This is a genomic window from Pseudoalteromonas arctica A 37-1-2 (assembly GCF_000238395.3).
Lineage (GTDB): Bacteria > Pseudomonadota > Gammaproteobacteria > Enterobacterales > Alteromonadaceae > Pseudoalteromonas > Pseudoalteromonas arctica.
Genome location: NZ_CP011026.1, coordinates 133180 through 156045 on the forward strand (window position 1 = coordinate 133180; position 22866 = coordinate 156045).

The following is a 22866-nucleotide window of genomic DNA, read 5'->3' on the forward strand; positions in this document are numbered from 1 at the left end:
AAAAGTAAGTTATATTTGACTTTTGGGTAGGCTAACTTAAAATAAATAGCATAAGTAAACTATGGTTGACCTTTGATGAGCGAATTACCAGCAAAAAAAACACTTGGAAGAGTTGTCAAACGCACTGAAATGCCTGATCTATCAAAGCCGTTTTCGTCGGTGCGACTCGCTAAAGCGATTACTTCAAAGCGAACAGGCATGAAGCTTACATTGGTTGATGTATCGCAAGCACTTAATATTTCAAAGCCTACGCTGATAAAAATAGAAAAAGGTGATGTTAATGTGCAGTTTTTTAATGTACTCAAAGTGATGGAATACTTGGGGTTGTCGTTTAGCCTTGTTAGTGATGACGAGTCGCACCACAATAACAACGATGAGGTGAGCGATGAGCAGTGGTATTAAAAAAAATAGCTTAGATGTATTTATTGGGCATACGCAGAAGATAGGTGCGATAACTCTTGATATAGGCTCTGAAAATGAAATTGCATTTACCTATGAGCCTGAGTGGATTAGTAAGGGTTTTGCTATTTCACCACACTTACCGCTCAATGGTGATTTTGACTCGCGTGCTGTGCGTAATTATTTACAAAACTTATTACCCGAAGGCAAAGGTCTTGATGAAATTATAAGTAGTACTACTATCTCTAAAAATAATACGTTTGGTTTGATTAAAGTAATTGGCGAGGAAACGTCAGGTGCTTTGTCGTTTAGAGCAAGTAACAGTACTTTAAAGCAAACATCTTTTCGTGAAGTGACTAGTGACGAGCTAAGCCAAAAACTTAAACGCTTTGTACAAGTTGGCGAGTCAATTACTCATTGGGATGGCCGAACTCGGCTCTCTGTTGCTGGCGTTCAAGACAAACTAAACCTACTCGAAATCGATAGTAAATTAGGATTTGGTGAAGGGGAGCTATGTTCTAATAAAATTTTTAAATTTGAAACAGGTACCGCTCCTTTCATTGCAGTAAATGAACTTTTTACCATGCTTTTGGCAAAAGAGTCGGGGCTCAATGTTCCCCATGTTGAGTTGCGCACTTACGCAGATATAAGAGTATTTGTAATAGATCGCTTTGATAGGCGCGTTACACAAGATCAAAGCCGTGTATTACGTCGTCATATTATTGATGGTTGCCAAGCCACTAATTTACCTCCTTCTTATAAATATGAGCGTCAGCATGGTGATGATGGGGATGGTATTTATATTCGAGATGGCGTTTCTTTTGCAAAACTATTTAATGTTAAAACAACGAATGTACAAGCGTATGAGGCTCAGCTTATTCGTTGGATGACATTTAATATTTTAGTACGTAATTACGATGCTCATGGCAAAAACATTAGTTTTTTTGTTGGTAAAAATGGTTTAGAGCTTACGCCGTTTTACGACTTGGTAAATATAGAGGCTATTATTGAGCAGGGAAGCATTGACCGTGATATGGGCTATTTACAGCCCAAAATATCAAGGTGTTATGCTATGTCAGTGGGTGAGCATAATTCGCAAAGTGCAGGCAATTTTACTAATGAGATTACAGCTTACATGTTAGCTGATTTTGCTGATGAATTTGCTATTTCACTACCACGGATGCAACTACTTATGAGTCAAACTGTTGACTCTGTATTAGCTGCAATTGATACGGCTAAAGTTTCTGCTGTTAAAAATAACTTGTCTACTGCTGAATTAGCACACATTGATTTGTGCATAAAAATAATTAATAAAGCTGCAAATAAGCTGAGTGAGCAAATAATACAACTACCAAATATGGATGCATTTATTTAAATTATAGAAAATAAATACACGCATTTTGAGTAAGTAATTCATATTTTGGTTGCCAGCATCAACGCGATATTTACAAATTAAAATTAAAAGCGCGAGATAAATTCCGGCTTACAATTTAAAAGCTACGCTTTTCGCGCGAGCAAGCTGGGCGCCTACAGGTGTTTAGCTTGGCCTAATTTAAAAGCCAAAGCGCGATATAAAATCGCACCTACGCTTTTGTTGAGAGTGGTGTTTGCAATGATGTAGGTGAGGTTTTATACCTCGCTTATAAATGGATTGTTTTTACCATTGAAAAATGAATTATTGTTCTGTTTAACGCTTAAAAGTAATGAGGCAATTAACTCTTCTATTCGCCTCATTGCATGAGGCAAATAAATAACATAGACTGAAGCTAATTACCTTTAGGACTAAAGACTATGTGGATATGGCAACAGCAAAACTGGCCAAACTTTACGTGGGATGCTGCGGCGCTTGCTCCTTTACTAAGGGAGCTTTCATATAATCAAGGTTTATTAGTAGGGCGTATGGGTGTGCAAAGTGCTCAACAAAAGCAGCAGGCCCTTGATACCTTACTTGCAAATATTATTCACTCCAGTGCGATTGAGGGCGAAAAGCTTAATGCATTTTCGGTTCGCTCTTCTCTTGCAAAAAAACTCAATATTAATGAGCAACCTTACCCAACAACTGTGCAAAGCGATAATCTTGCAGAGACTATGCTTGATGCAATAAATAACACAGACTCACCGCTTAATTTAGAACGAGTGCTTACTTGGCATCGCTTATTGTTTGCAGGTGAGCAAAGTTTATTTACTAAAATTGAGGGAGGGCAATTGCGTGGTGACGAGCCAATGCAAGTGGTATCGGGGCGCTTAGATAAACCGGTATTACATTTTACGGCGCTTCCTAAAGAGCGAGTAAATAAAGAGCTTTCGCTATTTTTTAACTGGTTTAACAAAACGCAAAACGATCCTCAAATAGACCCTTTTATTCGGGCAGCTATCGCACATTTATGGTTTGTAACAATACACCCACTTGAGGATGCTAATGGGCGTATTACACGGCTTATAACCGACCTGGCATTAGCGCAAGAACATGCTGAGTCAATTCGGTTTTACGCTATGTCGGTGGCTATTTTAGAAGACAGAAAAAGCTACTACGAGGTGCTTGAAGCCACTCAACGTGGAGATCTTTGTATTACCCAATGGGTTAAATGGTTTTTACGTACGCTTAATAATGCGATACACCATACGCTTAATAATATTGAGCAAACAATTTTTAAAACCAATTACTGGGCAAGTAAAGATCAAACAAAGCTAGGTGAGCAGCAAGTAAAAGTGCTTAATAAGTTACTTGATGGCCAATTTGAACAGGGTATTAGTGCGAGTCAGTATCAAAAGGTGGCTAAGGTTAGCCGTGCAACCGCAACACGCCATTTATCAGACTTGCAAACGCTTGGGTTTTTAACAAAAACCGCCGCAGGTGGGCGTAGTACACGTTACAAAATTGCCTAATGAGGCAATTACACATATTGTTTGCCTCATTGTGTGAGGCGAATAGGTGTTTGAATTATTGTAGGTGAGGTTTTATACCTCGCGGGTGTTTTTATAAGAGCAAAGCGCGATGTAAAATCGCACCTACGGGTTTGTTGAGTGTGGTGTTTGAGTTGTTGTAGGTGAGGTTTTATACCTCGCGGGTGTTTTTTATAATGCCAAAGCGCGATGTAAATTCCCGCCTACAATTTTAAATACTGTGCAACCTCTTATCCCAACCGCGTTACTTTCACTTTTATTTTTCCGGCGTTAGCGCCGTAAAAGCGGCTTAAGTCGTTTGCAAATGGGCAAAACTCGCCTGATTTATCTATTTTAATATCGGCGCCGTTGGCTATTTCAAAAAGGTGGTCGTCGTTTTTATTAATAGCACCAATGAGTGAAAACCATTGTGCGCGAGGGAATCGTCTAAATGGTTCAAGTACGGCCATCGGGATTTCTTTTACGCCAAGTTGTACGTTGTCGCGGTTCCAGCCTAATGGCGTGCACTTTATGCCATCGTCAAACCAGTATTGATTTGGATATGGGGTAAAGCGGTACGTAGCGCCTTGCTCTAGCATGAGGCCGGTTGCGTTGTATTGCTCTGAGGCAAATACCATTACGTCTTGGCTTTGGTTAATGCTCAGCACACTCATGTTTTGATTAGCCAGTTCTATATGTTGGCTTAAACCAATAAAGCTAAGTGTGGTGTTGTCGTTGTAGCTAATTTTGTAATGCCGTTTTTTAAGCGATTCTGGGCGGTAACTGGTTAGCTTATTAATACGTTCGGCTACGCTGTAGTGCACTAAGGGCTCAAGGTTGCTGGCTTCGTCATCAATTAATACATAGCACTGCCTATCTACTAATTTAAAAAACGGGTTAAACCAAAAGTAATTTTGTTGATGGCTTAGTGCGAGCGGATCGGGAATAACGGTTACGTCATCTTGTGCTACTAAGTTGCTATTGGGGAGCAGGGTTTCGTAATCTATATCGTGGCTAGTGAGTAACGAAATATTAAGCGGTTGTTCTATTAACCACTCAAGTGTATAGCGCAAGCTAATATCGGCTAAGCCATCGCGGTAGTAACCGCCACCAATGTCTGAATGAGCACCTGCAAACCATAGTTCGGTAATATTGTTTTGATGGTTCATGAGTGTGGGTTCAAAGGCGCGACGTTTTTCGTCAATGGCTACGCAGTGCAGCGCTTGAGTAATGTTGTTGGCAATGGTGTGGTTTTCAAAAATAACGTGCTCTGCGCCGCGTGTAGCTTTACTTACTTTTGATAAGCCAATAGAGGCGACAGTATCAAACACACATACATACACGTTGTTGCTTATTAAGGGTTCTAAGCATTTAGCAAAACGTCTGGCAAGCGCAGCGCCTCGGCTAAAGCCTGTTAACAGTAAGGTGTCGCCTAGTTGATAGTGGGCTTTAAAGTCGTTAAGTGCTTGATTTAAAATACTGGCTACATCGTCACTGCGTGGTGCTAAGGCTTGATTTAAAAAGCGTTTAAGGTGGCTGCCTTTGGTGCCAATGCCTTGGTAATAAAAACTGAGTTGGTTAGTAAGTGGGGTTATTGGAGAGTCATTAAGCTTGCCGCCTAATAATAGGTGTAGCTTAAGAATATTAGAAATACTACTGTCTTCTTTAAACTGGCCTGAGCTAAATTGCTTTGCATCGCGGGGCTCGCTACCCGTACCATCAAAATTGAAAATTAGTGTTTTACCCGTCATAACCCAATTCCCTTCGTTGTTTTAAATACTCTACACAGACAATGTTAAAAATTAAAGGCAGTAATAGCGCTCACTGCCTTTAATTTAAATCGCTTTTAGTGCAATTTCATTTTAGGACGCACTACACGCAATACTTTTTCGCTTATCCATAATGCAAAAGTTTTTGCGCTGCCGTGTATGGCGCGTTGGTGCATACGGTATAAAGATATATACATAAAGCGGGCAATTCTACCTTCAATAAAAAAGGTATTGCTGGTTAGGTTGCCCATTAAGTTACCCACGGTGCTGTAGCTCGATAAGTTAACTAGCGAGCCATGGTCGCTGTATTTAAAGCCGCGTAGAGGTTGCTGTTTTAGCGTTGCGATGAGGTTTTTTTCGACGCACAACGCCATTTGATGCGCCGATTGTGCGCGTGGTGGTACTTGTTTACCGTCGGCTTGGGTAAATGCGCAGCAATCGCCTAATACAAAAATGCTTTCGTCAACGGTGCTTTGTAAAAACTCATTTACTTGAATTTGGTTGCTACGAGTTAGCTCAAAAATGCCTAAGTCTTTAATAAAATCAGGTGCTTTAACGCCTGCCGCCCACACCATAATATCAGCATTAATGTGTTCTTCATCTTTGGTGATAAAGCCTTGCGCGGTGCCTTCTTTCACTTGCGTTTGTTCGCGCACGTTTACGCCAAGCTTTAATAGCTCACGCTTGGCACTTACGGCAATACGCTCTGGTAATGCAGGTAAAATACGCGGTCCGGCTTCAATTAAATGAATATGCAAACGCTTAGACGACATATTTGTTAAGCCATAAAGCTTTAATAGCTCAGACACATGATAAAGCTCAGCTGAGAGTTCAACACCCGTAGCACCGCCGCCTACAATGGCAATATTAAGTGATTGTTGTTGGTTGTCGTCTTGGTGGAGGCGCGTAAAGCTATCTAGTAATGAGTGCTGAAAGCGCTCTGCTTGTTGGCTTGAATCTAAAAAGTAGCAATGCTCTTTTATACCTGGGGTATTAAAGTCGTTACTTACGCTGCCGATGGCAATAACAAGGTGATCGTAACGAACTGTACGGCCAGGTAAAATAGTGTGGCCTAACTCGTCGTTTAATGGGGAGAGGGTAATTGTTTTATTGCTTTGGTCTATATTGCAAAAGGTGCCAAGTTGAAAACGATAATGATGTTTTGCGGCATGGGCTGAATACACAACGCCATCTAAATCAGGGTCAATAGAGCCTGTCGCTACTTCGTGCAGTAACGGCTTCCATATGTGGGTACGGTTTTTGTCTATTAACAGTATATCAGCTTGTTTTTTTTTCCCTAGCTTATGCCCCAGTTGGGTTGCAAGTTCTAATCCGCCAGCACCACCGCCAATAACGACGATTTTAGGTATTGTAATACTCATAACGTTGCCCTTAAAAATAATATACCCAAGTGATCTGTATTTTTTATTAGTTTTTTAAGGTGACTTGGGTATCAATAAATTATTTTGGCAACAAGTAGTTACTACTCATTTAATGGGTGCCTAGTTTGCGCCTAAATAAAGGATATGTCAGCAAAAAATGATGATCAAAGGTATATAAGTTATACTCACTTTCTTATCGCCTAGCTGTGCAGTTAAATCGCTGTTTAAAAACATCAAAAGGACATTTATGACCACGCCACTAATTCAATCACTTGAGCAGCATTTTGGTTTTAGCCAATTTAGAACAGGGCAACAACAAACTATAGAGCAGCTTTTAAATGGTCAATCGTCGTTGGCTATATTTCCGACCGGCTCGGGTAAATCGTTGTGCTATCAATTAACTGCGTTGCATTTACCAAATTTAACCTTAGTGGTTTCGCCTTTACTTGCATTGATGAAAGATCAAATTAGCTTTTTAAATAGCAAAGGTATTTACGCGGCAAGCCTTGATTCGAGCCAAGATCAAATGCAAAGCAGCACCGTAATGAATGATGTGCGAAATGGTAAAATTAAAGTATTAATGGTGTCGGTTGAGCGTTTTAAAAACGAGCGTTTTAGAGAGTTTATAAGCCAAGTGGCGCTTTCGATGTTAGTGGTAGACGAAGCGCACTGTATATCTGAGTGGGGTCATAACTTTAGACCCGACTACCTTAAACTACCGCGTTACCGCGAAGAGCTCAATATTCCTTTAGTGTTGTTACTTACTGCAACGGCGACTAAAAAAGTAAAACGCGATATGGCAGAGCGATTTGCTATTGCGCCTGAGTGCATTGTGCAAACGGGCTTTTATCGCGCCAATTTAGATTTAAGCGTGCTGAGCGTTAAAACCGCCGATAAAAACACCGAGCTTACCAACATTGTACGCGCGCAAAATGGCCCTGGTATTGTGTATGTAACGCTACAGCAAAGCGCCGAGCAAGTTGCTAATGTGCTAAGTGCGCAAGGTGTGCACGCGGTGGCGTATCATGCGGGGCTTGAAGATACGCTACGCTGGCAAATTCAAGATGACTTTATGGCTGGTAAAATTAACGTCGTAGTGGCAACCATAGCCTTTGGTATGGGCGTTGATAAATCTGATATTCGCTTTGTTATACATTACGACTTACCAAAATCGATAGAAAACTACAGCCAAGAAATTGGCCGAGCAGGGCGCGATGGCAATCCATCAAACTGCTACACGCTCGCTAATTTAGATGGCCTAAATACGGTTGAAAACTTTGTATATGGCGACACCCCAGAGCTTAGCGGTATTGAATACGTAATTAACGATATTCGCCAAAGCCACCAGCAATGGGAAATGCAAGAATACAGTCTTTCAAGCGAAAGTAATATTAGGCAATTGGCACTAAAAACCTTACTCGTACAGCTTGAAATGCAAGGCGCTATAACGCCGCAATATGCTTACTACGCCGATTTTAAATATAAATTTTTGGTTGATAAAAACGAGCTACTTGGTCATTTTGATGAGCAACGCCAAGCGTTTTTAACGCAAATATTTAGCCATACTGACTTTAAAAAAATATGGGGCACACTAAATTTTGACTCCCTTACGCAAGCAGCGCAGGTTGATCGAAAACGTGTAGTGGCTGCTCTTGATTACCTAGCCGAAAAAAACCTAATAACGCTTGAAACCAAACGTATTACCCAAGTATACAAAGTGCATGGAGAGGTTATAAATAACCCAGAACTTGCCCAGCAACTTCACGATTACTTTACCGATAAAGAACAGGCCGAAATTAAACGTATTGCTGCACTGGTACGATTTTTTGAGCTACAAAGTTGCTTAAGCTATAACTTAGCGCGCTATTTTGACGATCAAAATGCACCTGAGCAATGTGGGCATTGTAGTGTGTGTAGAGGCCATGCGGTTAAGCTTGAATATTCTATAGAGCCTGCATATATTGACGAGCAACTTATTTATCAAAAGGTAGATGAATTTTTAGCGCATATGGCAGGCAAGGGTAATCATAATGTGGGTATTGAAACCCAATGCCGCTTTTTAGCAGGGATGAGTGTGCCGTTATTTGCGCGTAATAAAGTGCGCCAGCTGAGTGGTTTTGCGCTGTGCGAGCAAATGCGTTACAGCGATATTAAAGCAAAACTACTAGCGCGTTAAATTAGTTACTGTATCCTAGTGGCTTATTCAAAAAAGTAAGCCACTATGCCTCATATTGTTATTCCCGTTGAAAATATTTCTACTACCCCAGAGCCCGTTACGTGTGCTAACTGCCAAGCCTGTTGTTGCCAATTAGAAGTGCGCATAGTAACCGACACCGGCGTGCCTTTTAACTACATTGAATACGATAAATGGGGCAGCGAAGTAATGAAACGCGCTGACGACGGTTGGTGCCAAGCACTCGACCGCAATACGCTTATGTGCTCTATTTACGAAAACCGCCCATTAGTTTGCCGCGAGTTTGAAATGGCGTCGGGTGAGTGTATTACCGAGCGCGATTTAGCGGGTATATAGTCCGCTATTATTAAAGTACATAAACGACAAAGGGGCTTAAAAGCCCCTTTGTTTATTGCTTACTATAAAAATTAAACTTTAAAGTAGCTAATATACTTTTTAAGTGTGTTTGAAAGGTCAGCTAATGCAACGGCTTCTTGTGCGTTACTGTTAAGCGACATGCTGGTTTCTTTGGACATACTGGCAATTTCTTCTACGTCGGTACTAATTTGCGCCACGGTGGCTACTTGGTTTGATGTTGATTCAACAATTTCAAGCACGTTACTTAATGAATCGTTAGCTTGTTGCTGTATTTGATGCAGTAACTCGTTTGCTTCGTGAGTAAGCGTTAGGCCATTTTCTACTTGTGGTACTGTGGTTTCCATAGCTGTTACCGACGCTTGCGTGTTTTCTTGTACTTGCAAAATCATCTTTTCGATATCGCCAGTTGCATCACCAGTACGCTGGGCAAGTTGCCTTACCTCGTCAGCTACAACAGCAAAACCTCGGCCTGTTTCGCCTGCTCTTGCAGCTTCTATTGCCGCATTTAGTGCAAGCAAGTTTGTTTGATCAGAAATACTGCGGATCACACTTAAAATATCGCCAATGTGTTTTACATGTTCTTGCAGCACGTTCACTTGGGTAACTGTGGCTTTTACGGTTACTGAGATTTGCTCAATTTCGGCCGCTACTTTTTGCACTGCAATACTACCTTGCTGCGACAATTGTGCGGTTATTTTTGAGTTATCTTCTGTTTGCCTAACTGAGTCGGCTACAGCATGGATACTGCGGCTCATTTCTTCTAGGCTACTTACTGCGGAGTTTGTATAGGTTACTTGTGCGTCAGCGGCACTAAGTGCTTGCTGCGAGCCAGACGCTACGCTTGCAGAGTGAGTAGAAAGCTCTTCAGATGAGTTAATAATGCTATCTACAATGGTTTTTAATTTAGATTGCATCACCCCTACAGAAGCCATCATGCTATTTGGGCAACACGACTGTACATCACCTCTTAAGTCGCCTTGCGCAATAAGGGCAATTACTTCGGCGGCTTCTTGTGGTTCGCCACCTACTGAATTTCTGATCAGTTGGCTAATAACATACGCAACGCTTATGCCTATTAAAAAGGCAAGTGCGGTGAGCGAAATCATCCAAATTTTAAACGAGCTGGCAATATCGAGAGTATCAATAGTGGTGGTTTGATTTGCTTGCTCTTGTAGGTTTATAAATTGGTTTATAACATTTAGCCACTGGGTAAACGCAGGGCGCGCATCGGTTAATAAAATACGTTCAGCTTCGTTTAGGTTTCCTGCATTTTTAGCGTTTATAACACCTTGAATAAAAGGCTGAGTGCGCTGCTCTATTTGATTTATTTTATTAATTAAAGCGCGTTCTTCACTATTCATATCACCCATTAGCTCGGCCATAGACCGGCTTGATGTTTGGTAAAATGCGTTTAGCTCTTTTATGCTCTTTAACACGGTGCTTAAACTGCTTTGATCGGTAATTAGCACTACATCGCGCACGGCTATTGCTCTGTCGTGTACGCTGCCTCTAAAGTTAATTGCGTAACGTTGCTTTACCGAATTTACGTCGGTCATGTGGGTAATGTTATTATTAATGAGGCTAACGCGCGAAATGCCAATAATGGTTAAAATAAGCATCATTGATAAAATTACGCCAAAGCCGGTCGTTAAACGCATGTTTATGGTCATGGTTGATCCCAAGTGTGAGTCAATACGCGCAAGAGCAGCTTGTATTATTAGTGATTATTCTAAAATAATAGCAGCATTATGCCTTATTAATTAAAGTTTTATTAGCAATAAGGGATTGTTTGTTAATTTAGTTTACAAGCGTAACTTTAATGGGAGTGTTTTTCAGGCATTAAAAAAGGAGCAAAATGCTCCTTAGTGTTATATAAAAATATTATATAAAGGTTTAGTCGTACTTTGCTTCTAGCTCATTAGCTGTATGAAACTTCTCATGGCTTTGTAATTGCTCGTCGTATTTAACAAGGTTTTTAAAGTGCGCTAATTGACCTGAGTTTTTAACAATTTCAACAATAAACGACATCATAAAATCAGCGCCCGTTAGGGTATCGCCCACTAAATAACGTTTACCTTCAAGGCGGTCGTTAAAGTAGCTAATTACTTTAGCTGTTTCAGCGTCAGCATAGCCTTCTAAAAACTGCGTTTTAGCGCCGTCTTTTAGTACAAACATTTTAAGTAAAAGCGGTAAAATTGCTGAGCTTTCTGCAAAGTGCAGCCATTGCTGGTAGTCAACATATTCAGCGGTATCTACTTTTGGAGCAAATTTACCGTTACCGTATTTGGTAATAAGGTAGTCGGTAATAGCGCCTGATTCAGCAATAATTAAACCGCCATCTTCAATTACCGGTGACTTACCAAGTTGATGAATATGCTTTAGTTCGTCAGGAGCTAGGAAGGTGTCTTTATTACGCTGATAAGCCACAATTTCGTAGTCAACATTTAGCTCTTCTAAAAGCCAAATTACGCGTTTAGAACGTGATTTATTTAAATGGTGTAGTTTGATCATGTCAGTCCTTTTGTGGCTTGTAAGGGCTTTGCCTTACAAGCCGTATAAAATTAAAGTGGCTTATTAATTTTAACCACAGTTTTACCAAAGTTTTTACCGCATATCATATCGTTGAACGCGTCTACTGTATTTTCGATGCCTTCTACCATGTGCTCACGGTATTGAATTTTTCCGTCTTGTAGCCATTTTTGCATGTCTTGTGCAAACTCGTCGTAACGGTCGCCGTAATCATCAAAAATGATAAAGCCTTGCATTTTAATACGCTTAGTAAGCAATTGACCCATTAGCATACCTAAACGGTCTGGGCCTTCTGGCAAGCTAGTAGCGTTATATTGCGATACTAAACCACACAATGGTACGCGCGCTGCGGTATTTAGTAATGGTAGTACGGCGTCGAATACTTTACCGCCCACATTTTCGTAGTAAACATCAATGCCTTTATCACAGGCTTTTTCTAACTGCTCTGCAAAGTCATCAGCTTTGTGATCAATACAGGCATCAAACCCTAGTTTTTCAACGGCGTGTGCACATTTTTCGCTACCACCAGCAACACCGACTACTTTACAGCCTTTAATTTTAGCTATTTGACCAACCGTTGCACCTACTGGGCCTGTTGCTGCTGCAACAACTACGGTTTCGCCTTCTTTAGGCTGGCCAATATCAAGTAAACCCATGTAAGCAGTAAAGCCAGGCATACCCATAATACCTAATGCGTATGAAGGGTTTGCAGGCTCTTTACCTAACTGCATTAAGCCTTCGCCGTCGGTAATGGCGTAGTCTTGCCAACCTGTGTAGGCAAGGACCCACTCGCCGATCCTAAATTTATCGTTTTTAGACTCTTCTACTTGGCACACGGTTGCGCCAACCATTACATCGCCAATATTAACAGGGTCAGCGTACGACTTAGCATCGCTCATACGACCACGCATATATGGGTCTAGCGATAGGTAAATGGTACGTAGTAAAACTTCGCCGTCTTTTAATGCAGGAAGCTCTACCGTTTTTAATTTAAAGTTTTCATCTGTTGGAGCGCCATTAGGGCGTGATTCAAGAGTAAGTTGGCGACTAGTCGTAGACATATAAGATCTCCTATTAATATAAATAAACTACTTACCGAATGTTTACGCTTTAAAAATCGTGATCAGCTAAACAATAATGCGCGGCTAAGCAGTATGAATATGTACAATGCGTACCTTAATAAAGGAGTTTTGGGCGGGTGGTTGATAATTCAACCTTTGCGTAAATTTAATTAGAATAATTAGTCTGCTTTGAGCTTACTAAATATATGATTGTTGTAAAACATCCCGTTTTTATAAATGGCCTGTTTAAGCACAGCCTCTTGCTCAAAGCCACTTTTAATAAGTGCTTTCATAGAGCCGGTATTACCAGCAAACACAGCGCCAAAAATTCTGTTTATGTGTGAGTTTGCAAACGCTTCATTGCATATAAGTTCAATAGCGCGAGTAATAATGCCTTGCCCCCAATAGGCTTTATTTAGCCAATAACCAATTTCGCCACTGTGGCTGTATTCAAATTCGCCGGGAGTTATGCCAATACAGCCGGCAAATTGCCCATTAACCTCAATGGCCTTAGCCGTTGCGTCAATTACGCCGTTCTTTGAGCCTTGGTTTATCCACCAATCAGCATCGGCTTGCGTATACGGAAACGGAATTTTTGACGATAAATAACGCGTTACCTGTTCATCATTTAAGGTGTTAATAATAAAAGGCGCGTCTTGGGCTTTAAACTCTCTGAGGGTGATCATATTTTTTCATAAATTTTTAGTATGCACACTAACTTAACAATCATTTTAACGTTAAACAATCAGAACCTAAATTAAACGGTTTACGGCTATTACTTTGTTTTAAAGTCCTCTAATATAAGCAAAATATTACACCTATTTTAGATGCCATTATGCACCCTCACATTAAAGCTCTTTATAACAGCGCCCAAAAACCAAGCCGTTTAATTATTGGTTTAATGAGCGGTACTTCGTTGGACGGGCTTGATGTTGCACTGTGTAAAGTAACGGGCGCAGGCTTAAATACACACATTGAGGTTTTAAATTTTACCACTGTTGACTACAACGACGATTATAAAACTAAAATAAAGCAGGTATTTGCTAAGCGAGAATGTGATTTAGAGCTTGTTACTTTACTGCACCCGTGGGTAGGTAAACTCCATGGCGATATGGTTAACCAGTGCTTACATACTTGGCAAATAAACCCGGCAAGTATTGATGTAATAGCGAGCCACGGGCAAACCATTTACCACTGCCCGCAGTCGCAGCATAACCACAAAAGCTTTACTAATGGCACCTTACAAATTGGCGATAGTGACCAAATAGCCGTTACTACGGGTATTACAACCATTGGTGATTTTAGACAAAAACACATAGCCGCAGGAGGCGAGGGCGCACCACTGGCTGTGTATGGCGATTATTTGTATTTTTCGAGCGCTGTGGAGAGTCGGATTTTGCTAAATATGGGCGGCATTGCTAACTTAACGTTTTTACCCAAAAATGGTGATGCAAACGGCGTATTTAGTTCCGACATTGGCCCAGGTAATACCATTATGGATGCCTACGTACAGCAATATTTTAAAGGTATGCATTATGACGATGGCGCAAAAATAGCAAAAGCAGGCAAGGTAAATACACCATTATTAAATGCATTATGTAATAACGCATTTTTTAAACTCCCAATGCCTAAAACCACAGGGCCTGAGGTATTTAACTTAGCGTATTTAAACGCCGCGCAGCAGCTTACAAATACTCACCATTTAAGCCATGAAGATGTAATGGCCACCTTAAATACCTTTACTGCAACCGTTATAGCAAATGCATTAAACGAGTGTGCAGAGCGCGTACAAAATTGTGTGGTGTATGCAAGTGGTGGCGGTATTCATAACCCGTTACTAATGGCGCAACTTACAGTGCTTTGCCCACGTATTAAGGCTTTTAAAAATACCGACGATTTAGGTATAAATCCCGACGCAAAAGAGGCCGTGTTATTTGCTATTTTAGCAAACGAATGCCTAGCAGGAGAGCAGCAACACCTAAGTAATACTGCACAAGGTATTGCGGGAGTTACTATGGGTAAAGTAAGTTTTGCAGACTAGGGCGTGTTGGTCTTTGTGGATTGAAATTTGTTCAATCTAGGGGCGATTAAATCGCGGCGCGAGGTTTGTAACCTAGTGGGCTAAGTAAAAACCGAGCAACAAAGAGTTAATCGTCCCTAGAAAGAACCCAAAGGGCAGTGCATGTTTGGTATTTATGCTGCGTTATCGCCTATTTATGGGGAGTAACCACACTACATAGGCTCTGCCTTGCCTAAAAACCAAACATACTGCTGTAAATTTACCCACCAAAGTTCAACACGCCCTAATAACTTATAAGTAGCGTCGCGTAATTTAAGTGCAACCAGCACTAAAACAGCGATAAAAACGTAGAGCCCATACTTGCAAAGTAGCTACGAACGCCCTGTGACTTGGTATGTTCAGTTTTTATTTGCTCAGGGATATAGCCTTGCTCAAATGCTTTAATGTACACATCGAGTTGTTGGCTTTCTTTTAAAGTTGTGTTTTTTCCGTGCAGCATCATTTGCACTACAAAACACTGGCTTTGTGTAATGTTACTTAAAGTTAGATTTACAGTACCAGATTCAAGGTCCGCATTGCTCAGCGTTTTTTCAGTAAAATACTGCGCCCCACGTGCACTGGGCTGCGTTGCACTTAGTGAAATAACATCGCTCTCATTTGCGCCATCAGGCAACACACACTGCAGCGTAATGTTATGCGCAGCATTGGCTTTTAGCGATAGCTTTTCATATTCCATAGCATGGCTCATCGCCGCAGACATAGAATCATCAAATGATTGCAGTGCAAATGTTAGTTGCACTAAGGGTGTACTCATCTTACTTAGTCTTCTTGAGTCTATTCATTTATCGGATAGAGATTATCGCGGATCAAGGTTACAGATTTATGACTAATTGCATTAATTAGTACAATTATTGAGTGGTTTGATCAAAGCGGACTATTACATTTCTAAGATGAAAACCGTTTGTGACACATTTGGAGTAGATAGTCACGTATAGCAAAGTCAGGCGAGTGAGTATTGACTAGATAAAGCCACTAACCAGTACTGCGATAAAAAATATAATGTAAATTTTATTTTAGTGTAATCTAGTGCAAACACTTTATCCCACAGTAAAAAATAATTTAAACTCAAGCAACTGGCATCAGAACGAAAAAACCCACGCCTAAGCATGGGTTTATTCTTTATCTTTTGTCTTTGGTGGGCTGCATAAGCAGGGATATCCAAAGCTCTCAATGATCATATTACCAGAAAAGGTATTATGATCAACCAAAGATAAAGAAAAACTTATAAGATGGAAAGTTAATGCGATACAAAGCAATTGAGAAGACCATATCAATTAGTCGATTTACAACATACAGAAATGCTGTCATTGCGAGTACTGGTGTTGATTGCGGTATGAAAGCTCTCTCGCTATATGAATGGAATGCAAATTTATCATCTGATTTTTTATTTCCTTTACATATATATGAAGTGGTATTACGTAATGCTATTAGTGAAGCTATTGCAAAAAGGTATGGTACTGATTGGCCTATTAATACGGTATTTCAAAACTCACTGGCTTATAAAAATAAAAGAGAGCTATTAAGCATTGTTAGCAATAATTACCAAGGGTTAGGCAAGGTGTTACCAGAGTTAAAGTTATCTTGGTGGGAAGAAATGCTAACGCGGAGGCATGATGGGCGTATTTGGAACGTTCATATTCAGACTGCATTTCCAAACGCTGATAACCTAACTGCGGCGCAAATTAGAACGCTATTAAAAGAAGCTTGCTTTGTAATAAGAAAAATAAGAAATCGAATCGCTCACCATGAGCCTATTTTCAACCACAATAAGTTACTTGATATTTATCCTTTAATTGAAACTACTGTGGCAATGCGGTGTAAAGAAACAAAAATATGGTTGGATGAAATAGAAAAGGTTAATAACTTACTTTTGAACCCTGTTATATGAAAGTATTAAAAATTTATTTGGTACATAAGAGGGAAAACTGAGTCCAAAAAATGAGAAAGAGTCATAACTCCATCTATGCCCAAAGATCTTTCACCAAAACAAAGTACATAGGCTCATTAATATGTTTTCTCTCATAGTTTTGAAGACTGAGTGGATACAGTGGGTTAGCTCACACACTTGACTATTTGTAGCGAGCGGAAAGTACAATCTTAGTTGAAAGCTGTCTAGATAAATGCTAGAAATCCACGAATGTAATTGATTCGCTAAAGTGAATACTCCGAGCTAGCTTTTACAACGACCAAATAAAAAGCAGATACCTAATTAGCATCTGCTTTTTAATTTTTAACAAAGAATATTTAATTAAGCTTGAGGTTTAATTAAGTACTTCTCGCCTGTTGCTTGTTTAGAATAAGCCGCGATTGATTGTAAATGTAATACCTCAGCTAATGACACTTCGTGCGTGTAGTTGCTCGCAAATGTAGTGGTGATTTCATCAGCAACGCGTTTGCGCATTTTCATTACTGTATCTGTGCCTAATTTACCTAAGGCATTAAATAACAAGAACCCGTTTACAGCCCAAGCAAAGCCAAAGTTACGGTTTAGTGTAATAGGGCCGCGGTCTAGTGCACCATAAATATACACTTGTTTAAATGTATCAGAGCCATAAATTGTGTGCTCTTTCATATCGCGCGCAGCTGCAACTTCCATACAGTTAAGAATGTCACTTGTTAGTTGGCCGCCACCAATAGGGTCAAACGCTATAGTTGCACCTGTCTCAATTATTGCAGCTGTTAGGTCAGCAAGAAAAGTGTCGCTGCTTGAGTTAACAATATATTTTGCACCCATATCGCGCAGTAATTTTTCTTGTTCTGGTTTGCGAACAATATTAATTAAATCAACGCCATCGGCAATACAAATACGGTTTAGCATTTGGCCAAGGTTAGAAGCCGCTGCGGCGTGAATAATAGCTTTATGGCCTTCAGCGCGCATGGTTTCTACCATTGCTAGTGCGGTAAGTGGGTTAACAAAAGATGATGCACCTTCTTTAGCGGTAGTCCCTTCTTTTAGCTCTAGGCAACTTTGTACATTGGCACAAATAAATTGACGATACGTACCGCCGCCAATTACTGCAACGGTTTTACCCATTAATGCTTGTGCGGCTGGTGATGAGCCTGCTGCTACTACGGTGCCTGCGCCTTCATTACCTACGGGCGTTGCTTTTCCAACACGGGTTTTAAGTGATGGCATAAATTGAGCTGGAACATCGGCAGTAATTACCGGGTCTTCATCAGTCCCCGATTGTTTTGCCGTAGACATATCAGCTGCGCTGAATAAAACGCCTAAGTCTGATGGATTTAATGGTGCAGCTTCAATGCGAATAACTACTTCATCGGCATTTGGCTTTGGCATCTCGATGTTTTTTAAGGCAAGTGTAAGTTTATTGTCTTCGCTGATAGTTGAAGTAAGTTGGATATTTTTATCTGTCATAGGTGTCTCCTGCAAAGAATTAAATTTGTTAAGCCAATAACATTATTGTATTGGCGATCTGTGTTAGTAATTAAAAATTAGAATAGATACTTTTAGAACTACGCGTTATTTAGCGTTTGCTGCTTGAATTTGCGCTTTCACTTTTTGCATAAATTCAGCCATATTTGATTGCCGATCGGCCTCTATGCTTTGGGCAATGGCTAATTGGCTCATTGATTCGTTCCACTCTTTCATGCCGGGTACTTGTGCAAGTACATCCCAATCAAGCTGGCTTGAACCAAAGGCGCTAACTATGGTGTTTACGTAATAAACGTAAATGTCTGCCATTGTAAATTGCTCGCCTGCAATCCAAGGTGAAAACTTACACACGCTACTCAAAGCGGTTACGCCACGCGTTAATACTTGGCGTACTTCGGCTTTAGTTGTTTCAGGTACTTCAGCGCCTGAAAATACATAAGGGATGAAGCGTCTGCTTGGCAGTTCAAAATAAAGCTCTGCCATTTTCATAATTTGACGTACAACTGCGCGCTCACCTGCATCTTTAGGATATAGCGGGGTTTGTGGGTACGACTCTTCTATAAAGTCGCAAATAACACTCGACTCAGAAATATTAAGGCCGTTAGCTGTTGTGATTGCAGGCACTTTGCCTGCAGGGCTGATTGCTAGTAACTCTTCACTACCGCCGTAAACAAGGTGTTCTTTAAATGGCAGTTGTTTGTGTAAAAGTACATGTTTAACTAGGTTGTAATAGTTGCTAGCAGCAAAACCGTGCAAAGTAATCATAAGTCAGCTTTCCATCATTAACGTGAAGATACTCATTGCCAAAAAATGCAATTTAAGTCCCTGTCTTTAGGTTGAGTACATTATTACTTGTTTTAATTTGCTTATATATAGGGGAAAATGCGAATCACTTTTGTCTTTAAGACAATAAGCATTTTATTTAATGGAGAGGCGACTTGGATCAACTAAAAGCCATACGGTATTTTATTAAGGTGGTTGAAACGGGCAGTTTTACCAAAGCTGCCAAAGCTTTTGATGTGCCGCCCTCGTCGTTGTCGCGGCGAGTTGCTGATTTAGAAAAAAGCCTAGGGGCGACGCTTTTAAAGCGTTCGACCCGCATAGTTAAATTGACCGAAGTTGGGCAAATTTACTATAACGATGTTCAGCAAATATTAAATCAGCTAGAGCAAAGCCACGAAACTGTACGCAGTTATCAAACAACACCCATGGGGCGATTATGTATAAGCTCAATGGTGAGTTTTGGTGACAAAATATTACTGCCTCTGCTTGATGAATTTAGCGCGCTATACCCCGAAATTATATTAGATGTTAGCTTAAGTGATGAGCTGTCGACACTCGGGCGTGACGATGTTGATATTGCGATTCGCGGTGGTTATGCGCCAAATGAGCGTGTGTTGGCAATAAAACTAATGGATAACGGCTTTATTCCTGTCGCGTCACCGAGTTATTTACAAAAATACGGTGTACCTACTAATGTTATGGAATTAAAGGGCCACAGTGGCCTTTATTTTAAAACGCCAGCGGGGCCAACGCCTTGGTTATGTAAAGTGGATGAGCAATGGCACGACGTTTCTGGGCCTGCGGTCGCTATTTCAAATAACGGATCGTGGCTGGCTAAAAAAGCGTGTAATGGCGAGGGCATTTTAATGTCAACTCGATGGGCGCTCGACTCATACCTTGAGTCTGGCCAGTTGCAAGAGCTTAAGTTTGAGCATGAATTAGCGATAAGCCAAAATGCGACTATGGCGGTTTATTTGTTGTATCAAAAGCAGCGTTATTTAGTACCAAAGGTAAAAGCGGCGGTCGACTTTTTAGTAAAAAGAATAAAAGAAACAAATGAAAGTGGTAAGCGAGCAGAATAGCCCTTAATAGTTAGGTGTGTAGTAGATAAATAAAGTGGTGAATTGTCGGATGGCGCTGTGCTTATCCGACCTACGGTTATTCGATTTAAATTTATACTCATTTAATTTATTAATGGGTTTTTTGTATAAATAATAGGTAAAAAACGTCTCCTTAAGCTAAAGCTTTTAATGCTGCGACCGATAAATTACTTAATAGGGTTTAGCGATTAAGGATAATCATGGTTAATAATGCACTTGGCAGCCAGTCTAATTTAAGCACTTTACTTGCTCAATCAGTTAATAACGCTAACCAAACCTCTGTGAGTCCTTCGCTACTAACCGGTAGCGACCTTCAAGCTATTAATGATTTACAAACTAACGCCCCCAAAATATCCGATGAGTTATTAAGCCAGCTAAATAACGAAACTATTGACGAAGCACTAGTCAGTAATCAAAAAGTAGAGGACGTTTTACAGCAGCAACTTACCTCGTTATTTACAATTTCAAGCACGCCGAGCACGCTTAACTATAAACTCTCCGATGAAGAACTCGCCCTGCGCACCGTAATAAGCTCTCAGCATGAGGGGTTATTAAAAAACGAAAACAGCACCCAATTAATTGAGCGATTAAATACATCAGTTAAAAATATTCAGGGTGCTTATGCTAATACCAGCGATATTTTATCGAGTTTAGGTCAGCTTGGGCATGAGCAAAAAACGTTTTTAGCCTCAAGCCAGCAACGTGTTGAGCGCTCGCTTAATCCTTATATGGAAAGCCTTAATCGCGCAAAATACGAGGATGACGATAACTACCTGTTTGAGCTCTCGGTAAAAACTAAAGAAGGTGATGTTATAAACATTACCTTTAACTCATCGCAAGGGTACGATGAAAAAACAGGTGAAGCGATAGATGGCTTTAGCTTAAGTTACGAAGTAAATGGCGATCTATCTGAGGCTGAACATGCGGCTTTAACGCAGGTTATGGCGGGTGTTGGTGAAATGGCCGATGAGTTTTTTAAAGTGAATGAAAATTCATTCAATCCTCTTATAGTCCCAAATCAAACAGGCATGAGCTTAGATTTTTTAGCGGGCTTTAATAGTGAGCAGTTAGCCGGTTTTAATGTGTCGTTTTCAACAACGCAAAATGATGCGCTTGATACTGCCCAGAATACGCTTGATTTAAGTTACTCCATTGATGAAGCATTAAACCAGCAAGCACTTGTGTTTAAAGCAGTAGGTGGGCAAAACGACATTGATTTTGCACTCGATATGTCAACCATTGGCGCTAAAGACACGCAGCAAATGCAGCAGTATTTAGCGTCGCTCGATCAAAGCCTAGAAGATAGCCGAGTAAACAGTACTGAGGATGACAAAACATCGGCATTTGGTAAAAGTGGCGATGAGGCAATGCAGCAAGGCTTTGCATTGTTTAAAGGCGCATTTACAAGTATGTCATCAGCGGCTGAGCGTTATAGCAATTTGGAGTCGCTTGCAGATCAGCACTTTAATGACGGGCGCGCCATGGTTGCCGATTTGGTTGATAACACGATTACAAACGATGTCCGTTACCAAGGGCTAGGTAATAAAGCGCCAAATACATTGGGTGCGGGGATTTCTAAGCTCGCTGATTTTGATGCTACATTTTCTTATGCGCTGGATAACGGCGATTATCAACCTAAAAGTACAATTGAGCTAAGCCAAGCGACTGAACAAGCCCAATTAGGGGAGCTTAGCGGTGTAACGCAAAGTAAAAATGTAAGCAGCCACTTTGATTATCAATACAGTCGCCCTGATTATTACGACAAAGAAGAAAGCTATAACGTAGGTACAGCGGTTAAAAATAAAGAGCTTGTGGGGCTCGATCAGTCTCACGAGGTTGATGTTGATACAAAAATGTTTGAGTTTAATCCGCAAACTAATCAATACGAGCTGCAAATGGCGATGCAAGAGCAAACCATTAGCAAAAGTGACATTCGCTTAATTGACGATATTTGGCTTGAAGAAAACGAAAACAGCTACAACATGAACAAAAAAGAGCGTGTTGAGAGCGACGAAAAACAAGACGAGTTTAAAAAAACAAGCAGCCATTCTCATAATAAGTTAGTTACCTTAATTGGTGACTTAGATAAGCTCGCTGAGAATAAAGACGTAAGGCGAGAATATTTAACTAACTTATCGCAAGTTAACTTTTTTATGGATAAAAAGTAACGCCTGAGAGTTATTCACTCCACACTCAATATTGGGTATAGTCGTTTAATACCTAAATTAATACCTAAATTAATACCTAAATTAAGAGCAACCTTATGTTTAAACAATTAATTTTACTGTGCGCTTTAAGCATGCCGCTTGTAAGCTGCGCTGCTGATGCACCGTTTTCGGGCGGAATTACCACTGATGTACTGCTAAGCGACTACGACAAGTTTAACGAACAATACAAAGCGTTTACGCCAACAGCACAAGACATTGCCCTAATGCAAAAGCTAGAAGGCAAAGAGCTAATTGTATTATTTGGAACGTGGTGCCACGACAGTGAGCGCGAAGTACCAAAACTCATTAAGTTAATTGATGCATCGAAAGTTACACTTGCAAGCATTGAATATGTGGCCGTAGGTTACAACAAGCAAGACGATGCAGGCATTGCAGAAGCTAACGATTTACAATACACACCTACGTTTATAGTAAAAGACGATGGTAAAGAGTTAGTACGCGTAATTGAAAAGCCAACGGGTACATTGGCACAAGATTTAACACAGGGTTTGTAAATAGAGCTTGTTCGTATTTGGGGTTAACGATTTAGCAAATAGGTTTATAAGTTAGCTGTTGGGCTGCTATGAGTAGTCTCCTGATACTTTAATGTGTAAGGCCAAAATTTTCCCCCTTTGGCTGAGCCAAAATAGGAATTCAGCTATGGTTTGCATATCAATTAAAACAAATAAAAAACTAATTAATCTACAAGCTCGTTATGGTGTTTCTTA

General features: G+C 40.4%; 19 protein-coding genes. 10 read left to right on the plus strand and 9 right to left on the minus strand.

All coding sequences use genetic code 11. The annotated features are described in order from the left end of the window. Positions 1-75 precede the first annotated feature (75 nt). From PARC_RS18055 to PARC_RS18065, 3 genes are all read left to right on the plus strand, one after another. On the plus strand, positions 76-402 hold the full coding sequence (locus PARC_RS18055) for a helix-turn-helix domain-containing protein (RefSeq protein WP_010554999.1): 327 nt from the start codon (positions 76-78) through the stop codon (positions 400-402). Beyond that, positions 386-1774 carry a HipA domain-containing protein gene (locus PARC_RS18060; protein ID WP_010554998.1) on the plus strand — a complete coding sequence of 463 codons (1389 nt, stop codon included), beginning with the start codon at positions 386-388 and terminating at the stop codon, positions 1772-1774. The genes PARC_RS18055 and PARC_RS18060 overlap by 17 nt, the downstream gene beginning before the upstream one ends. Positions 1775-2190: 416 nt before the next feature. Further along, positions 2191-3285, plus strand: coding sequence for a Fic family protein (locus PARC_RS18065; RefSeq protein WP_010554997.1), 1095 nt, complete (start codon positions 2191-2193; stop codon positions 3283-3285). Between the two features lie 248 nt (positions 3286-3533). On the opposite strand, the gene PARC_RS18070 is transcribed toward PARC_RS18065, so the two are convergent. Both PARC_RS18070 and PARC_RS18075 read right to left on the minus strand, forming a co-directional pair. Beyond that, positions 3534-5033, minus strand: a complete 1500-nt coding sequence (locus PARC_RS18070) for a phospholipase effector Tle1 domain-containing protein (protein ID WP_010554996.1) — start codon at positions 5031-5033, stop codon at positions 3534-3536. A 95-nt stretch (positions 5034-5128) separates the two neighbouring features. Continuing rightward, on the minus strand, positions 5129-6433 hold the full coding sequence (locus PARC_RS18075; protein ID WP_010554995.1) for an NAD(P)/FAD-dependent oxidoreductase: 1305 nt from the start codon (positions 6431-6433) through the stop codon (positions 5129-5131). 247 nt (positions 6434-6680) lie between these two features. Here PARC_RS18075 and PARC_RS18080 point away from each other — a divergent pair, with 247 nt between their 5' ends. Then, positions 6681-8609 (plus strand): RecQ family ATP-dependent DNA helicase, encoded by a 1929-nt coding sequence (locus tag PARC_RS18080; protein ID WP_010554994.1) that lies wholly within the window; start codon positions 6681-6683, stop codon positions 8607-8609. 45 nt (positions 8610-8654) lie between these two features. Next, positions 8655-8963, plus strand: a complete 309-nt coding sequence (locus PARC_RS18085) for a YkgJ family cysteine cluster protein (protein ID WP_010554993.1) — start codon at positions 8655-8657, stop codon at positions 8961-8963. A 71-nt stretch (positions 8964-9034) separates the two neighbouring features. Here PARC_RS18085 and PARC_RS18090 read toward each other — a convergent pair whose 3' ends face one another. From PARC_RS18090 to PARC_RS18105, 4 genes are all read right to left on the minus strand, one after another. Next, positions 9035-10654: a methyl-accepting chemotaxis protein gene (locus PARC_RS18090; protein WP_010554992.1), complete on the minus strand. Its 1620-nt coding sequence runs from the start codon at positions 10652-10654 to the stop codon at positions 9035-9037. Positions 10655-10877: 223 nt separating this feature from the next. Further along, entirely contained in the window at positions 10878-11495 is a 618-nt protein-coding gene (locus PARC_RS18095) for a glutathione S-transferase family protein (RefSeq protein WP_010554991.1), read from the minus strand. Positions 11496-11545: 50 nt separating this feature from the next. Continuing rightward, positions 11546-12574, minus strand: a complete 1029-nt coding sequence (curA, locus tag PARC_RS18100; protein WP_010554990.1) for an NADPH-dependent curcumin/dihydrocurcumin reductase — start codon at positions 12572-12574, stop codon at positions 11546-11548. A 179-nt stretch (positions 12575-12753) separates the two neighbouring features. After that, the gene (locus tag PARC_RS18105; protein ID WP_010554989.1) at positions 12754-13260 is read right to left on the minus strand and encodes a GNAT family N-acetyltransferase; all 507 of its coding nucleotides are present in this window, start codon (positions 13258-13260) and stop codon (positions 12754-12756) included. 149 nt (positions 13261-13409) lie between these two features. Here PARC_RS18105 and PARC_RS18110 point away from each other — a divergent pair, with 149 nt between their 5' ends. Continuing rightward, a complete protein-coding gene (locus PARC_RS18110; protein WP_010554988.1) occupies positions 13410-14615 on the plus strand; it encodes an anhydro-N-acetylmuramic acid kinase in 1206 nt (401 codons plus the stop codon). A 307-nt stretch (positions 14616-14922) separates the two neighbouring features. On the opposite strand, the gene PARC_RS18115 is transcribed toward PARC_RS18110, so the two are convergent. Further along, the gene (locus tag PARC_RS18115; RefSeq protein WP_010554987.1) at positions 14923-15408 is read right to left on the minus strand and encodes a hypothetical protein; all 486 of its coding nucleotides are present in this window, start codon (positions 15406-15408) and stop codon (positions 14923-14925) included. Between the two features lie 486 nt (positions 15409-15894). Between PARC_RS18115 and PARC_RS18120 the strand changes: the two genes are divergently transcribed. Beyond that, positions 15895-16542 carry an Abi family protein gene (locus PARC_RS18120; RefSeq protein WP_010554986.1) on the plus strand — a complete coding sequence of 216 codons (648 nt, stop codon included), beginning with the start codon at positions 15895-15897 and terminating at the stop codon, positions 16540-16542. Positions 16543-16902: 360 nt separating this feature from the next. Here PARC_RS18120 and PARC_RS18125 read toward each other — a convergent pair whose 3' ends face one another. Together PARC_RS18125 and PARC_RS18130 are read right to left on the minus strand one after the other, a co-directional pair. Beyond that, on the minus strand, positions 16903-18030 hold the full coding sequence (locus PARC_RS18125; protein ID WP_007583457.1) for a zinc-binding dehydrogenase: 1128 nt from the start codon (positions 18028-18030) through the stop codon (positions 16903-16905). Between the two features lie 105 nt (positions 18031-18135). Further along, a complete protein-coding gene (locus PARC_RS18130) occupies positions 18136-18813 on the minus strand; it encodes a glutathione S-transferase family protein (RefSeq protein ID WP_010554985.1) in 678 nt (225 codons plus the stop codon). 173 nt (positions 18814-18986) lie between these two features. Here PARC_RS18130 and PARC_RS18135 point away from each other — a divergent pair, with 173 nt between their 5' ends. The 3 genes from PARC_RS18135 to PARC_RS18145 all read left to right on the plus strand — a co-directional run bounded on the left by PARC_RS18135 (position 18987) and on the right by PARC_RS18145 (position 22653). Then, positions 18987-19913 (plus strand): LysR family transcriptional regulator, encoded by a 927-nt coding sequence (locus PARC_RS18135; RefSeq protein ID WP_010554984.1) that lies wholly within the window; start codon positions 18987-18989, stop codon positions 19911-19913. Positions 19914-20131: 218 nt separating this feature from the next. Next, entirely contained in the window at positions 20132-22099 is a 1968-nt protein-coding gene (locus PARC_RS18140; protein ID WP_010554983.1) for a hypothetical protein, read from the plus strand. Between the two features lie 95 nt (positions 22100-22194). Continuing rightward, positions 22195-22653: a thioredoxin family protein gene (locus PARC_RS18145; RefSeq protein ID WP_010554982.1), complete on the plus strand. Its 459-nt coding sequence runs from the start codon at positions 22195-22197 to the stop codon at positions 22651-22653. Positions 22654-22866 lie beyond the last annotated feature (213 nt).